We start from the raw sequence: 16,016 nt of genomic DNA, 5'->3' as shown, positions 1-16,016 counted from the left end.
CAATATCTTTCTCTATCGACGACTTAATATACCGCTTTCCTGTGCGGGTTCCCTGCCTTCTCAAAAGCGATGAAATGATTTAAGCGTGATAGAAAGAGGTATTGCACTGCTGCCGCGCAGCCAGTGAATCAAACAAAATCGTGTTGCATGAACTGTCCTGTCAGGACGGACAGCGTGGGTCGACTTGTCAGCTAGCTGAGGAACCCTATGGTTTACTCCTATACCGAGAAAAAACGTATTCGTAAGGATTTTGGTAAACGTCCGCAAGTACTGGACATACCTTATCTCCTTTCCATCCAGCTCGACTCGTTCCAGAAGTTTATCGAGCAAGATCCAGAAGGTCAGTACGGACTGGAAGCTGCATTCCGTTCTGTATTCCCTATTGCGAGCTACAGCGGCAACTCTGAGTTGCAGTATGTGAGCTATCGCCTGGGTGAACCTGTCTTTGACGTGAAAGAGTGTCAGATCCGTGGCGTGACCTATTCGGCACCGCTGCGCGTGAAACTGCGTCTGGTGGTCTATGAGCGCGAAGCGCCAGAAGGCACCGTAAAAGACATTAAAGAACAAGAAGTCTACATGGGCGAAATTCCGCTCATGACCGACAACGGTACCTTTGTTATCAATGGTACCGAGCGCGTTATCGTTTCTCAGCTGCACCGTAGTCCTGGCGTGTTCTTTGATAGCGATAAGGGTAAAACCCACTCATCGGGTAAAGTGCTGTACAACGCACGTATCATCCCTTACCGCGGATCATGGCTCGACTTTGAGTTTGACCCGAAAGATAACCTGTTTGTCCGTATTGACCGTCGTCGTAAGCTGCCGGCCACTATCATCCTGCGTGCGTTGCAGTTCACTACACCTCAGATCCTCGATATCTTCTTCGAGAAAGTGGTGTTTGAAATCCGTGACAACAAGCTGCAGATGGAGCTGGTGCCTGAGCGCCTGCGCGGTGAAACCGCTACCTTCGATATCGAAGCGAACGGCACCGTCTACGTCGAAAAAGCACGCCGTATTACTGCGCGCCATATCCGTCAGCTGGAAAAAGATGGCATTCAGCACATCGAAGTTCCGGTTGAATATATCGCGGGCAAAGTGGTCGCTAAAGACTACATCGATGAGAGCACCGGTGAGCTGATCATTGCAGCGAACATGGAACTGTCACTGGATCTGCTGGCTAAACTGAGCCAGTCCGGTCACAAGCGCATCGAAACGCTGTTCACCAATGATCTGGACCACGGTCCTTATATCTCCGAGACCCTGCGTGTCGACCCAACCAGCGATCGCCTGAGCGCACTGGTTGAGATCTACCGCATGATGCGTCCTGGTGAGCCGCCAACACGCGAAGCAGCAGAGAACCTGTTTGAGAACCTGTTCTTCTCTGAAGATCGTTACGATCTGTCTGCTGTTGGTCGTATGAAGTTCAACCGCTCATTACTGCGTGATGAAATCGAAGGTTCAGGCATCCTGAGCAAAGACGACATCATCGAAGTGATGAAGAAGCTGATCGACATCCGTAACGGTAAAGGCGAAGTGGACGATATCGACCACCTCGGTAACCGTCGTATTCGTTCAGTCGGTGAAATGGCTGAGAACCAGTTCCGTGTGGGTCTGGTGCGTGTTGAGCGTGCGGTTAAAGAGCGTCTGTCACTGGGCGACCTGGATACCCTGATGCCACAGGACATGATCAACGCGAAGCCGATTTCGGCCGCGGTGAAAGAGTTCTTTGGTTCAAGCCAGCTTTCTCAGTTCATGGATCAGAACAACCCGCTGTCAGAGATTACGCACAAACGTCGTATCTCTGCTCTCGGCCCGGGTGGTTTGACGCGTGAGCGTGCCGGCTTCGAAGTGCGTGACGTACACCCAACGCACTACGGTCGTGTCTGCCCAATCGAAACCCCTGAAGGTCCGAACATCGGTCTGATCAACTCCTTGTCTGTTTATGCACAGACGAACGAGTACGGTTTCCTTGAGACACCTTATCGCCGTGTTATCGACGGTCTGGTTTCTGACGAGATTCATTACCTTTCTGCTATCGAAGAGGGTAACTACGTTATCGCTCAGGCGAACGCCCCTCTTGATGATAACGGCGCGTTTGTTGATGACTTAGTCACCTGCCGTAGCAAAGGCGAATCAAGTCTGTTCAGCCGTGATCAGGTTGACTACATGGACGTTTCGACCCAACAGATCGTTTCTGTCGGTGCGTCCCTGATCCCGTTCCTGGAACACGATGACGCCAACCGCGCCCTGATGGGTGCGAACATGCAACGTCAGGCCGTTCCGACTCTGCGTGCTGACAAGCCGCTGGTTGGTACCGGTATGGAACGTGCTGTTGCTGTTGACTCCGGTGTTACCGCCGTTGCGAAACGTGGCGGTACCGTTCAGTACGTCGACGCATCACGTATCGTTATCAAAGTGAACGAAGACGAAATGCATGCTGGCGAAGCCGGTATCGACATTTATAACCTGACCAAATATACCCGTTCTAACCAGAACACCTGCATCAACCAGATGCCATGTGTTTCTCTGGGTGAGCCGGTTGAGCGCGGCGACGTGCTGGCAGATGGCCCGTCCACCGATCTGGGTGAACTGGCACTGGGCCAGAACATGCGCGTAGCGTTCATGCCGTGGAACGGCTACAACTTCGAAGACTCCATCCTGGTCTCCGAGCGTGTGGTTCAGGAAGATCGCTTTACGACTATCCATATTCAGGAACTGGCTTGCGTGTCGCGTGACACCAAACTGGGGCCGGAAGAGATTACCGCTGATATCCCGAACGTGGGTGAAGCCGCTCTCTCTAAACTGGATGAGTCAGGCATTGTCTACATCGGTGCTGAAGTGACCGGTGGTGACATTCTGGTTGGTAAGGTCACGCCGAAAGGTGAGACCCAGCTGACGCCAGAAGAGAAACTGCTGCGCGCTATCTTCGGTGAAAAAGCCTCTGACGTGAAAGATTCGTCACTGCGCGTACCGAATGGCGTGTCAGGCACCGTGATTGACGTTCAGGTCTTTACCCGCGATGGCGTGGAAAAAGACAAACGTGCGCTGGAAATTGAAGAGATGCAGCTGAAGCAGGCCAAAAAAGACCTGTCTGAAGAACTGCAGATTCTGGAAGCGGGCCTGTTCAGCCGTATTCAGAACGTCCTGATTTCTGGTGGCGTTGAAGCAGACAAACTGGACAAGCTGCCGCGCGAGCGCTGGCTGGAACTGGGTCTGACTGACGAAGCCAAGCAAAACCAGCTGGAGCAGCTGGCAGAGCAGTACGACGAACTGAAGCACGAGTTTGAGAAAAAACTCGAAGGTAAGCGTCGTAAAATCACCCAGGGCGATGATCTGGCACCAGGCGTGCTGAAAATCGTTAAGGTTTATCTGGCTGTTAAGCGTCAGATTCAGCCGGGTGACAAAATGGCAGGCCGTCACGGTAACAAAGGTGTTATCTCCAAGATCAACCCGATCGAAGATATGCCTTACGATGAAAACGGCACGCCGGTTGACATCGTTCTGAACCCGCTGGGCGTACCATCGCGTATGAACATCGGTCAGATTCTGGAAACCCACCTGGGCATGGCAGCGAAAGGCATCGGCGAAAAGATCAACGCCATGCTGAAGAAGCAGGAAGAAGTCGCGAAACTGCGCGAATTCATCCAGCGCGCCTATGACCTGGGTAGCGATCTGCGTCAGAAAGTTGACCTGAACACCTTCTCCGATGACGAAGTTCTTCGTCTGGCGGAGAACCTGAAGAAAGGTATGCCAATCGCCACTCCGGTGTTTGATGGCGCGAAAGAGAGTGAAATCAAAGAGCTGCTGCAGCTCGGCGGCTTGCCTTCTTCCGGTCAGATTACCCTGTTTGACGGCCGTACCGGTGAGCAGTTCGAACGTCAGGTAACCGTTGGCTACATGTACATGCTGAAACTCAACCACCTGGTTGATGACAAGATGCATGCACGTTCAACCGGTTCCTACAGCCTGGTTACTCAGCAGCCGCTGGGTGGTAAGGCACAGTTCGGTGGTCAGCGCTTTGGTGAGATGGAAGTATGGGCACTGGAAGCATACGGTGCCGCGTATACCCTGCAGGAAATGCTTACCGTTAAGTCTGATGACGTCAACGGCCGTACCAAGATGTATAAAAACATCGTTGACGGTAACCATCAGATGGAACCGGGCATGCCGGAATCCTTCAACGTACTGTTGAAAGAGATTCGCTCGCTGGGTATCAACATCGAGCTGGAAGACGAGTAACCCCTTTTCAGGCTGCGGTTCGCCGCCGCCTGATAGCGCAGGGTTTAAAGCGCTCGCAATTGTACTGGTTACGGGGCGTTCAATTTCGGTTGGACGCCCTCTGAGTCTCACTCCGACGGGAGCTAATCCGTGAAAGACTTACTTAAGTTTCTGAAAGCGCAAACTAAGACCGAAGAGTTTGATGCGATCAAAATTGCGCTGGCTTCGCCAGACATGATCCGTTCCTGGTCTTTTGGTGAAGTGAAAAAGCCAGAAACCATTAACTACCGTACTTTTAAGCCAGAGCGCGATGGTCTGTTCTGTGCCCGTATCTTCGGGCCGGTAAAAGACTATGAGTGCCTGTGCGGCAAGTATAAGCGCCTGAAACACCGTGGTGTGATTTGTGAGAAGTGCGGCGTTGAAGTGACCCAGACTAAAGTACGCCGTGAGCGTATGGGCCACATCGAACTGGCGTCGCCGACTGCGCACATCTGGTTCCTGAAGTCACTGCCATCGCGTATCGGCTTACTGCTGGATATGCCACTGCGTGACATCGAGCGCGTGCTCTACTTTGAATCTTACGTTGTAATCGAAGGTGGCATGACCAACCTCGAGAAGCGTCAGATCCTGACTGAAGAGCAGTACCTTGACGCTCTGGAAGAGTTCGGTGACGAGTTCGACGCCAAAATGGGCGCCGAAGCGATCCAGGCCCTGTTGAAAAACATGGATCTGGAGCAGGAGTGCGAGCAGCTGCGTGAAGAGCTGAACGAAACCAACTCCGAAACCAAACGTAAAAAGCTGACCAAGCGTATCAAGCTGCTGGAAGCGTTCGTACAGTCTGGTAACAAGCCAGAGTGGATGATCCTGACCGTGCTGCCTGTTCTGCCACCGGATCTGCGTCCGCTGGTACCGCTGGATGGTGGCCGTTTCGCAACGTCGGATCTGAACGATCTTTATCGTCGCGTGATCAACCGTAACAACCGTCTGAAGCGCCTGCTGGATCTGGCTGCGCCAGATATCATCGTACGCAACGAAAAGCGTATGTTGCAGGAAGCGGTCGATGCACTGCTGGACAACGGTCGTCGCGGTCGTGCGATCACCGGTTCCAACAAGCGTCCGCTGAAATCGCTGGCTGACATGATCAAAGGTAAGCAGGGTCGTTTCCGTCAGAACCTGCTGGGTAAACGTGTCGACTATTCTGGTCGTTCGGTTATCACCGTTGGTCCATACCTGCGTCTGCATCAGTGCGGTCTGCCTAAGAAAATGGCACTCGAACTGTTCAAACCGTTCATTTACGGCAAGCTGGAACTGCGTGGCCTGGCCACCACCATCAAAGCCGCGAAGAAAATGGTTGAGCGCGAAGAAGCGGTTGTCTGGGATATCCTCGACGAAGTGATCCGTGAGCACCCGGTTCTTCTGAACCGTGCGCCTACGCTGCACCGTCTGGGTATTCAGGCCTTTGAACCGGTTCTGATCGAAGGTAAAGCAATCCAGCTGCACCCGCTGGTTTGTGCGGCCTATAACGCCGACTTCGATGGTGACCAGATGGCTGTTCACGTACCGCTGACGCTGGAAGCCCAGCTGGAAGCGCGTGCGCTGATGATGTCGACTAACAACATCCTGTCACCTGCGAACGGCGAGCCAATCATCGTTCCTTCTCAGGACGTTGTACTGGGTCTGTATTACATGACCCGTGACTGTGTTAACGCTAAAGGCGAAGGCATGGTGCTGACTGGCCCGAAAGAAGCTGAGCGTGTTTATCGCGCTGGCCTGGCCTCTCTGCATGCTCGCGTTAAAGTGCGTATCACTGAACACGAGAAAAACGAGCAGGATGAGTGGGTTGCTAAAACCAGCATCATCGATACAACGATTGGCCGTGCCATCCTGTGGATGATCGTGCCGAAAGGTCTGCCGTTCTCTATCGTTAACCAGGCGCTGGGCAAAAAAGCTATCTCCAAAATGCTTAACACCTGTTACCGCATTCTGGGTCTGAAGCCGACGGTTATCTTTGCTGACCAGACCATGTACACCGGTTTCGCTTACGCTGCCCGTTCAGGCGCGTCAGTCGGTATCGATGATATGGTTATTCCAGAGAAGAAAGTGGAAATCATCACCGAAGCGGAAGCGGAAGTGGCTGAAATTCAGGAACAGTTCCAGTCTGGTCTGGTAACCGCAGGCGAACGTTACAACAAAGTCATCGATATCTGGGCAGCAGCCAACGAACGTGTTGCCAAGGCGATGATGGAAAACCTCTCTACCGAAGTTGTGATTAACCGCGACGGTGCAGAAGAGCGACAGGTTTCCTTTAACAGCATCTTTATGATGGCCGACTCCGGTGCGCGTGGTTCTGCTGCACAGATTCGTCAGCTGGCCGGTATGCGTGGTCTGATGGCGAAACCAGATGGTTCCATCATCGAAACACCAATCACGGCGAACTTCCGTGAGGGTTTGAACGTACTTCAGTACTTCATCTCAACCCACGGTGCACGTAAAGGTCTGGCGGATACCGCACTGAAAACGGCGAACTCCGGTTATCTGACGCGTCGTCTGGTTGACGTTGCACAGGATCTGGTTGTTACCGAAGATGACTGTGGTACACACGAAGGCATCATGATGACGCCTGTCATCGAAGGTGGCGACGTTAAAGAGCCACTGCGTGAACGTGTACTGGGTCGTGTGACGGCAGAAGACGTTCTGAAGCCGGGCACTGCTGACATTCTGGTCCCACGCAACACGCTGCTCGATGAGCACTGGTGTGACGTGCTGGAACTGAACTCAGTTGACAGCCTGAAAGTCCGCTCTGTTGTAGGTTGTGAAACCGACTTTGGTGTGTGTGCGCATTGCTACGGTCGCGACCTGGCACGTGGTCACATCATCAACAAAGGTGAAGCGATCGGTGTTATCGCAGCACAGTCCATCGGTGAGCCAGGTACACAGCTGACGATGCGTACGTTCCACATCGGTGGTGCGGCATCACGTGCGGCTGCTGAATCCAGCATTCAGGTGAAGAACAAAGGTACCATCAAGCTGACCAACGCCAAGTCCGTAACGAACTCGGCAGGCAAGCTGGTGATCACCTCGCGTAACGTTGAACTGAAAATGATCGACGAATTTGGTCGTACCAAAGAGAGCTATAAAGTTCCTTATGGTTCTACCATGGCGAAAGGTGATGGTGAGCAGGTTGCCGCGGGCGAAACCGTTGCAAACTGGGATCCGCATACCATGCCAGTCATCACCGAAGTGGGCGGTTTCATTCGCTTCACTGACATGGTTGATGGCCAGACCATTACCCGTCAGACAGATGACTTAACCGGTCTCTCTTCGCTGGTGGTTCTGGACAGTGCTGAACGTACTGCGGGCGGTAAAGATCTGCGTCCTGCGCTGAAAATTGTTGATGCCAACGGCAACGACGTTCTGATCCCGGGCACCGATATGCCGGCTCAGTACTTCCTGCCAGGTAAAGCGATTGTTCAGCTGGAAGATGGCGTTAAGATCAGTGCCGGTGACACGTTAGCGCGTGTTCCGCAGGAATCTGGCGGTACCAAAGATATCACCGGTGGTCTGCCACGCGTTGCTGACCTGTTCGAAGCGCGTCGTCCGAAAGAGCCCGCTATTCTGGCAGAGATCAGCGGCATCATCTCCTTCGGTAAAGAGACCAAAGGTAAGCGTCGTCTGGTCATTACCCCGCTGGATGGTAGCGAGCCGTACGAAGAGATGATTCCGAAATGGCGTCAGCTGAACGTGTTCGAAGGTGAACGTGTTGAGCGCGGTGACGTGGTTTCCGATGGCCCAGAGTCTCCACATGACATCCTGCGCTTGCGTGGCGTGCATGCGGTGACCCGTTACATCACTAACGAAGTGCAGGAAGTTTACCGTCTGCAGGGCGTTAAGATTAACGATAAGCACATCGAAGTCATCGTTCGTCAGATGCTGCGTAAAGCAACCATCGTGAGCGCAGGAAGTGCAGACTTCCTGGAAGGTGAGCAGGCTGAATTCTCTCGCATCAAGATCTCTAACCGTGATCTGGAAGCGAACGGAAAAGTTGGCGCAACCTTCATGCGTGACCTGTTGGGTATTACCAAAGCGTCACTGGCTACCGAATCGTTCATCTCTGCAGCATCGTTCCAGGAGACGACACGTGTCCTGACCGAAGCAGCAGTTGCAGGCAAGCGCGACGAACTGCGCGGCCTGAAAGAGAACGTCATCGTGGGTCGTCTGATTCCGGCCGGTACCGGTTATGCGTACCATCAGGATCGTATGCGCCGTAAAGCGGCAGGTGAAGTGCCGGTTGCACCGCAGGTTACTGCGGATGAAGCCTCAGCCAGCCTGGCTGAACTGTTGAACGCCGGTCTCGGCGGCAACAAAAACGATTAATCGTTCTTTGCCTGATAAAAACCCTGCCTCGGCAGGGTTTTTTTTGTCTGTCATTCAGGCATTCCAGTCGTTGCGCCTGAGACCAATGTCTTTCAACTGACTGTCACTCAGTTTCGACAGGATGACACGGGTTTCACGCCGTAGTTGCCAGCGTTTATAACTACGCCACACGAAACGAACCAGCTGGTAAGGTGTGCCTGTAAAGGGTTTAGCTGCGCGATTCTCGTCGTATCCCATGATAGTGCCCTCAGTGAAGTATCTGAGGACCATTTTCATCGCATCGCTCTGTATGATACAGACGCAAAAATCACCTTTTTTTAACATACAGATTGCGGTTGTCGTGATCTGAATGGTAAAAAAGAAGCATAACTGTACTGGTTAATGCTCATCATCTGAGACAGAGGAAATACAATGACGCGATATGAACATCTGGCCACACTGCTGGCTCAGCGCATTGAACAGGGTTTATATCGCAGTGGTGAGCGCCTGCCTTCGGTACGCAGTCTGAGTGCCGAACATGGCGTCAGTATCAGCACCGTACAGCAGGCTTATCATCTGCTGGAAGAGAAGCAGATGATCACGCCGCAGTCTCGCTCCGGCTATTTTGTCGCCTCGCGCAAAGCGACACCCCCGATGCCTGCGCTTACCCGTCCTGCACAGCGGCCGGTTGAGGTGACGCAGTGGGATGCGGTGCTGGAGCTGATTAACAGCCGACTGGAGGATGATGTGTTGCAGCTGGGCAGCGGCATGCCGGATGTGACTCAGCCGACGCTTAAGCCGCTGTGGAAAGCATTCAGCCGTCAGGCGCAGAAGCAGGACATGGCGCTGCTGAATTATGACAACCTCTATGGTGTTCTCGCGCTGCGACAACAGGTTGCACGGCTGGCAATAGACAGCGGCTGCCAGCTCACCGCCGATGACATTGTTATTACCACCGGCTGCCATGAGGCGTTATCGGTCGCCGTTCGGGCTGTCTGCGAGCCGGGCGATATCATTGCCGTTGAGTCACCGTCGTTTCACGGCATCATGCAAACCCTGCGCGGCTTTGGCATTCGTGCCATTGAGATCCCAACAGATGCGGTCACCGGTATCAGTCTGGAAGCGCTGGAACTGGCCTTTGATCAATGGCCGATTAAAGCAGTCGTTGTTGTGCCGAACTGCAATAATCCGCTGGGATTCATCATGCCTGAACAGCGTAAGCGGGCATTGCTGGCGCTGGCGCAGCGGTTTGATGCGGCGGTAATCGAAGATGATGTTTATGGTGAGTTAGCCTGGGAATACCCACGCCCACCTACTATTAAAGCGCTGGATCTCGATGGCCGGGTTCTGCTGTGCAGCTCTTTTTCTAAAACGCTGGCGCCCGGTTTACGTGTCGGCTGGGTTGCACCAGGACGCTATCGCGACCGCGTGCTGCACATGAAATATATCGTCACAGGCTCCACCGCCACGCAGCCTCAGCATGCGGTTGCGGAGTTTATCCGCCAGGGCCATTATCAGCTGCATCTACGGCGGATGCGGCAAATCTATCATCGTAACTATGAAACCTTTAGCTGCTGGGTGCGCCACTACTTTCCCTGCGGCATCTGCGTTTCCCGCCCTCAGGGCGGTTTTCTGATGTGGATTGAACTCCCGGAAGCATTTGATGCGGTCCTGCTTAACCGGGAACTGCGCGAGTCAAAAATTCAGATTGCCGCAGGCTCACTCTTTTCGGCCTCGGGCAAATATCGCAACTGCCTGCGCTTAAACTACGGGCTGCCAATAAACGAGCAAACTGAACAGGCGCTGGCGCGGGTGGGTGCGGCCGTCGAACGCGCTATGCTCTCGTGCCAGCATGAGCCGCAGACTTCAGCCTCTGCTATCGTATAGAGGAAAGAAGAAGCAGGGCCGGCAAGAGGAGGGAACCGGCCCTGGTCAGTTAACCTTAACCTGACGGATGCCACGTTAAGGTTTTGGCTCACAGCACGCCAGCGGCAACCCTCACGTTTGCGCGCTGCTTTCCCGGAAGAATGCGGGCATTACCCGTTTTGCAGCGGCTATGTGGTACAGCTTCCACAAATCCTTAATGGCCAGGTTCTGCCAGCGCCATCAGTGTCCGGGTTGCTTCACGCCAGTCATCTGCCTGAGTAATCGCACTCACTACCGCAATACTCCCAACGCCGGTTGCCAGTACCTCAGGTGCTCGCGCAATCGAGATACCGCCAATCGCCACAGTGGGAATATGCGTCAGGCGTGCCAGATGTCGCTTCAGCTGCTCAATGCCCTGCGGCGCAGAAGGCATCTCTTTAGTCTGCGTCGGGAAAATATGCCCAAGTGCGATGTAAGAGGGCTGGATTGCCAGCGCGCGATCCAGCTCCGCGTCGTCATGGGTGGAGAGCCCCAGACGCAATCCGGCCTGATGAATGCGGGCAAGATCGGCCACATCCATATCCTCCTGCCCCAGATGTATGCCATAAGCCTGATGTTTAATTGCCAGCTGCCAGTAGTCATTGATAAACAGGCGTGCGTCATAGCGTTTTCCCAGTGCAATCGCATGGGCAATAGCGGGCTCAGCGATCGCATCGGGCTGATCCTTAATGCGCAGCTGCAGCGTGCGAACGCCCATCTCCAGCAGGCGTTCAATCCACTCGGGGCTATCAACCACCGGATAAAGCCCCAGGCGCGGGGCGGTAGCAGGGAATGCGGGCATCGTTACTCCTCCTTAATGGCATCGGCAGGGTGATAAAGCTCACCGCCGTGGCTGCGAAAACGGTCTGACATCTGCGCCATGCCCACTTCAACCGGCTCGGCACGCGCATCCTGGCGTGCTGCAAACTCGCGCACCTCCTGAGAAATTTTCATTGAGCAGAATTTAGGGCCACACATCGAGCAGAAATGAGCCACCTTTCCTGACTCCTGCGGCAGGGTTTCGTCATGCATAGCACGCGCCGTGTGGGGATCCAGCGCCAGATTGAATTGATCTTCCCAGCGGAATTCAAAGCGCGCTTTGGACATGGCGTTATCACGGATCTGCGCAGCGGGGTGGCCTTTGGCCAGATCGGCGGCATGCGCCGCGATTTTGTAGGTGATCAATCCCTGTTTCACATCCTCTTTGTTGGGCAGACCCAGATGCTCTTTAGGTGTGACATAACACAGCATCGCACAACCAAACCAGCCAATCATGGCGGCACCGATACCCGAGGTGAAATGGTCATAGCCGGGCGCGATATCGGTGGTCAGCGGACCGAGGGTGTAGAAGGGGGCTTCATCGCACAGCTCGAGCTGTTCCGTCATGTTGCGGCGGATCATATGCATCGGCACGTGGCCCGGACCTTCAATCATTACCTGAACATCATATTCCCAGGCAATACGGGTCAGTTCACCCAGGGTACGCAGTTCGGCAAACTGCGCTTCATCGTTGGCATCCTGAATCGAACCCGGACGCAGGCCATCGCCCAGCGACAGGGAGACATCGTACGCCGCACAGATTTCACAGATCTCACGGAAGTGCTGATAGAGGAAACTCTCCTGATGATGGGACAGGCACCACTTCGCCATGATCGATCCGCCCCGCGAGACGATGCCGGTCAGACGTTTCGCCGTCATCGGGACATAACGCAGTAGCACGCCCGCGTGGATAGTGAAGTAATCGACGCCCTGTTCCGCCTGTTCAAGCAGCGTGTCCCGGAATATTTCCCAGTTCAGCGCCTCCGCCACGCCATTCACTTTTTCCAGCGCCTGATAGATCGGCACCGTACCAATAGGCACCGGGCTGTTGCGCAAAATCCATTCGCGCGTTTCATGAATATAACGACCGGTAGAGAGATCCATCACCGTATCGGCACCCCAGCGAGTTGACCAGACCAGCTTTTCCACTTCTTCTTCAATGGAAGAGGTCACCGCCGAATTACCGATGTTGGCGTTAACCTTAACCAGAAAGTTGCGGCCTATGATCATGGGCTCTGATTCAGGGTGATTGATATTCGCCGGGATGATAGCGCGTCCGGCAGCAACTTCCTGACGCACAAACTCGGGGGTGATGCGGGCGGGCAGATGCGCACCAAAGCTGTGACCCGGATGCTGTTGCAGCAGCACCTCACTGCGGATTCGCTCGCGCCCCATGTTTTCGCGCAGAGCGATAAACTCCATCTCCGGGGTGATGATCCCCTGGCGGGCATAGTGCAGCTGCGTGACGCGGCGCCCGGCACGGGCACGGCGCGGTGTCGGAAGGTGATCGAAGCGCAGATGATCCAGCCCCTCGTCAGCCAGTCGCTGTTGGGTATAGCCTGAGCTGTTCTGTTCAAGAAGTTCGCTGTCGCCGCGTTCAGTAATCCAGCGCGCGCGCAGCTTTTCCAGGCCACGATGCACATCAATCTCTGCCGCGGGATCACCATAAGCGCCTGCCGTGTCATAGACCGGCACCGCTTCATTTTGCTCATAGAGAGGCTGTTCTTTGCTACCGCCAGTGTGGGTCGGGCTCAGGGTAATTTCACGCATGGGTACGCGAATATCCTCCCGGCTGCCGGTAATCCAGATGCGACGGGACTGGGGAAAGGCACTGCCGCTTTGCAGAGAATCGATAAATTCCTGCGCCTGGGCACGCTGTTCACGACGGGTCATTTTTGGGTCAGACATAGCAATCTTCCTGTTAAGAGGGAACGATGCTTGTCCGGAGTTCGGAAGGAGTAACCGTATAGACAGCGTAAGCGTGCTGACATACAGAGAATATTTACTCTTGTTCCCTTCGCAGGTTCTAACCTGATCAGGTTCCGCGGATCCCGAATTAACGGTCTCAGCCCAACTGGGCACTCCGACAAGAAGCTACTTTTTGCACTGGCGTCCTGTAACAGACTCCGGCGTAAAAAGCTTAAATTTCAAAGCACAAATAAAAAAGGTTCATTGGAAAGCGCTCCGCAGAACCTGTTTAGCATAAAAGGGCTGGAAGATAATCTCAACCCCTTTCCCGACGGCGATAATCAGGCCGGGCGGGCGATTTGGCTGTCATTCGCCACTGGCGGGGGGACGAGCTTGTTGTCCCATGCCAGCTGAATCAGCTTATCTTCAAGTGTAAACCGGGCTTCCAGCACTTCGCCCACTTCGGACAACGCCTGCTGGAAGGTCATGCAGTTTTCGTCATCAATCGCCTGCTGAAGGTGGCCGTCATAGAGCTGCATCAGACGTTCCGTATTGGCCTCCAGCGGGGGATAAATCTGCGCGGCAGCGATCATCGGGCTGTCGCCACTCATTTCACTGATCACACGCTCATAGATACTGAAGTGACCCGCAGAAAGATAATCGACCAGGCCATGACAGAAGTTGTCGAGCGCCTGTTCATCCAGACGCGTCAGCGCCTCTTTATTAGGTTTAAGACCCACCAGGTGATAATAGGTCACCAGTAGCTGACGACGGGCTTCAAGCCACGAATCGACCAGTTCATTACTGCCACCTACGCGTTCAGCCAGGACGTCTAACTGGTTAAGCATATCTAACTCCATGTGAGTTATAGTTGTTTATCTACACACTTAACATCAGGGCTTCAGCGTGCGATTTGACGCTAAGGATGACGAAATAAATGCAATGCGAAATCTCAAGCGTAGACGCTGGATGGTGGATTGTCAGCCATGAACAGAAAATTTGGTTGCCACAAGGTGATTTACCCCACGGAAACGCCGAAAAATTTGGTTTAACTGGCAGTATGGCCCGGACCATTGGTGAGTGGCAGGGCGAAAAAGTCTGGCTGATTTGTGAACCGCGTTCTGCCGATATGTTCTCAGTCCGTCAGCTAATCGATCAGGATGCAGCGCTGTTTCAGCTGGTGGGTCGCGGTGTTCAGCTGGCGGAATTCTACCGTTCTCATCGCTGGTGCGGTTATTGCGGCCATGAAATGCATCACAGCAAACATGAGTTTGCCTGTCTCTGCAGCCATTGCCGCGAGCGTTACTATCCGCAGATTGCACCCTGCATTATTGTGGCGATCCGTCGCGGCGATGAAATCCTGCTGGCGAACCATGCCCGCCATCGCAATAAGGTCTATACCGTGCTGGCCGGGTTTGTCGAAGTTGGTGAGACACTGGAGCAGGCCGTGGCCCGTGAAGTGATGGAAGAGAGCAATATCCGCGTCAAAAATGTCCGTTACGTGACCTCCCAGCCGTGGCCCTTCCCGCAATCGCTGATGACAGCATTTATGGCAGAGTATGACAGCGGCGATCTGCAACACGACGGCAAAGAACTGCTGGATGCGGCCTGGTTCCGTTTTGATGACCTGCCGTTGCTGCCACCTCCCGGCACCGTGGCGCGTCGTCTGATTGAAGATACTGTCGCCCTGTGCCGCGCCGAAGCGTGAAAGTGCTACACTACACGCCTGTTATTGAGAGAGTGTTGAGATGAGTGAACTGAAGAACGATCGTTATTTGCGTGCCCTGTTACGCCAGCCAGTTGATGTCACGCCGGTATGGATGATGCGACAAGCCGGTCGCTATTTGCCGGAGTACAAAGCGACACGCGCCCAGGCGGGTGACTTTATGTCGCTATGCAAAAACGCCGAGCTGGCCTGCGAAGTCACCCTGCAGCCGCTGCGCCGTTATCCGCTGGATGCCGCTATCCTCTTCAGTGACATCCTGACCATTCCTGATGCGATGGGACTGGGTCTCTACTTTGAAACCGGCGAAGGCCCGCGTTTCTCTAACCCTGTGACCTGTCGCGCTGACGTTGAGCGTTTACCGGTACCCGATCCAGAAATGGAACTGGGCTACGTGATGAATGCGGTCCGCACCATCCGTAAGAACCTGAACGGCGATCTGCCGCTGATTGGCTTCTCAGGCAGTCCATGGACGCTGGCCACCTACATGGTGGAAGGTGGCAGCAGCAAGGCGTTTACCAAAATCAAAAAGATGATGTATGTCGATCCGGCTACGCTGCACGCGATGCTGGATAAGCTGGCCGACAGCGTCATCCTCTACCTCAATGCTCAGATCCGCGCCGGTGCGCAGTCTGTCATGGTGTTTGATACCTGGGGCGGCGTGCTGACTGGTCGTGATTATCGCGAGTTCTCACTTCACTACATGCATAAAATTGTTGATGGCCTGCTGCGTGAAAATGACGGTCGCCGCGTGCCGGTGACGCTCTTCACCAAAGGCGGCGGGCAGTGGCTGGAAGCGATGGCAGCCACCGGTTGTGATGCGCTGGGTCTCGACTGGACCACCGATATTGACGACGCCCGCCGTCGCGTGGGCGACAAAGTTGCGCTACAGGGCAACATGGATCCTTCAATGCTCTATGCGGCACCGGAGCGTATTGAACAGGAAGTGGCCGGCATCCTGGAACGTTTTGGCTCGGGTACCGGGCATGTCTTCAATCTGGGTCACGGCATTCATCAGGATGTACCACCTGAAAATGCGGGTGTCTTTGTTGAAGCGGTGCATCGTTTATCACGTCCCTGGCATCAGGAGTAA

The 16,016-nt window shown here is 54.3% G+C and carries 9 protein-coding genes and 1 riboswitch; of the genes, 5 read left to right on the top strand and 4 right to left on the bottom strand.

Features of this window, described 5'->3' with window-relative positions; genetic code table 11:
* Positions 1 to 207: 207 nt before the first annotated feature.
* Positions 208 to 4,236: a DNA-directed RNA polymerase subunit beta gene (gene rpoB / locus EE896_RS17990; RefSeq protein WP_008927143.1), complete on the top strand. Its 4,029-nt coding sequence runs from the start codon at positions 208 to 210 to the stop codon at positions 4,234 to 4,236.
* Between the two features lie 129 nt (positions 4,237 to 4,365).
* Positions 4,366 to 8,589 (top strand): DNA-directed RNA polymerase subunit beta', encoded by a 4,224-nt coding sequence (rpoC, locus tag EE896_RS17985; protein WP_003850116.1) that lies wholly within the window; start codon positions 4,366 to 4,368, stop codon positions 8,587 to 8,589.
* 54 nt (positions 8,590 to 8,643) lie between these two features.
* Here rpoC and EE896_RS17980 read toward each other — a convergent pair whose 3' ends face one another.
* Positions 8,644 to 8,826 carry a DUF1127 domain-containing protein gene (locus tag EE896_RS17980; RefSeq protein WP_039660706.1) on the bottom strand — a complete coding sequence of 61 codons (183 nt, stop codon included), beginning with the start codon at positions 8,824 to 8,826 and terminating at the stop codon, positions 8,644 to 8,646.
* Between the two features lie 174 nt (positions 8,827 to 9,000).
* Here EE896_RS17980 and EE896_RS17975 point away from each other — a divergent pair, with 174 nt between their 5' ends.
* A complete protein-coding gene (locus EE896_RS17975) occupies positions 9,001 to 10,455 on the top strand; it encodes an aminotransferase-like domain-containing protein (RefSeq protein ID WP_039660698.1) in 1,455 nt (484 codons plus the stop codon).
* A 193-nt stretch (positions 10,456 to 10,648) separates the two neighbouring features.
* On the opposite strand, the gene thiE is transcribed toward EE896_RS17975, so the two are convergent.
* From thiE to EE896_RS17960, 3 genes are all read right to left on the bottom strand, one after another.
* Positions 10,649 to 11,275 (bottom strand): thiamine phosphate synthase, encoded by a 627-nt coding sequence (thiE, locus tag EE896_RS17970; RefSeq protein ID WP_003850122.1) that lies wholly within the window; start codon positions 11,273 to 11,275, stop codon positions 10,649 to 10,651.
* A 2-nt stretch (positions 11,276 to 11,277) separates the two neighbouring features.
* Entirely contained in the window at positions 11,278 to 13,200 is a 1,923-nt protein-coding gene (thiC, locus tag EE896_RS17965; RefSeq protein WP_003850124.1) for a phosphomethylpyrimidine synthase ThiC, read from the bottom strand.
* An 87-nt stretch (positions 13,201 to 13,287) separates the two neighbouring features.
* A riboswitch (TPP riboswitch) is annotated at positions 13,288 to 13,388 on the bottom strand.
* 153 nt (positions 13,389 to 13,541) lie between these two features.
* Entirely contained in the window at positions 13,542 to 14,048 is a 507-nt protein-coding gene (locus EE896_RS17960) for an Rsd/AlgQ family anti-sigma factor (protein ID WP_003850126.1), read from the bottom strand.
* A gap of 89 nt (positions 14,049 to 14,137) precedes the next feature.
* Here EE896_RS17960 and nudC point away from each other — a divergent pair, with 89 nt between their 5' ends.
* Together nudC and hemE are read left to right on the top strand one after the other, a co-directional pair.
* Positions 14,138 to 14,908 carry an NAD(+) diphosphatase gene (gene nudC / locus EE896_RS17955; protein WP_039660701.1) on the top strand — a complete coding sequence of 257 codons (771 nt, stop codon included), beginning with the start codon at positions 14,138 to 14,140 and terminating at the stop codon, positions 14,906 to 14,908.
* Positions 14,909 to 14,948: 40 nt separating this feature from the next.
* Positions 14,949 to 16,016 (top strand): uroporphyrinogen decarboxylase, encoded by a 1,068-nt coding sequence (hemE, locus tag EE896_RS17950; RefSeq protein WP_140915617.1) that lies wholly within the window; start codon positions 14,949 to 14,951, stop codon positions 16,014 to 16,016.

The organism is Pantoea eucalypti (genome assembly GCF_009646115.1).
Classification (GTDB): domain Bacteria; phylum Pseudomonadota; class Gammaproteobacteria; order Enterobacterales; family Enterobacteriaceae; genus Pantoea; species Pantoea eucalypti.
Note: the sequence above shows the minus strand (reverse complement) of the source record. Positions and strands in the feature narration are given on the sequence as shown.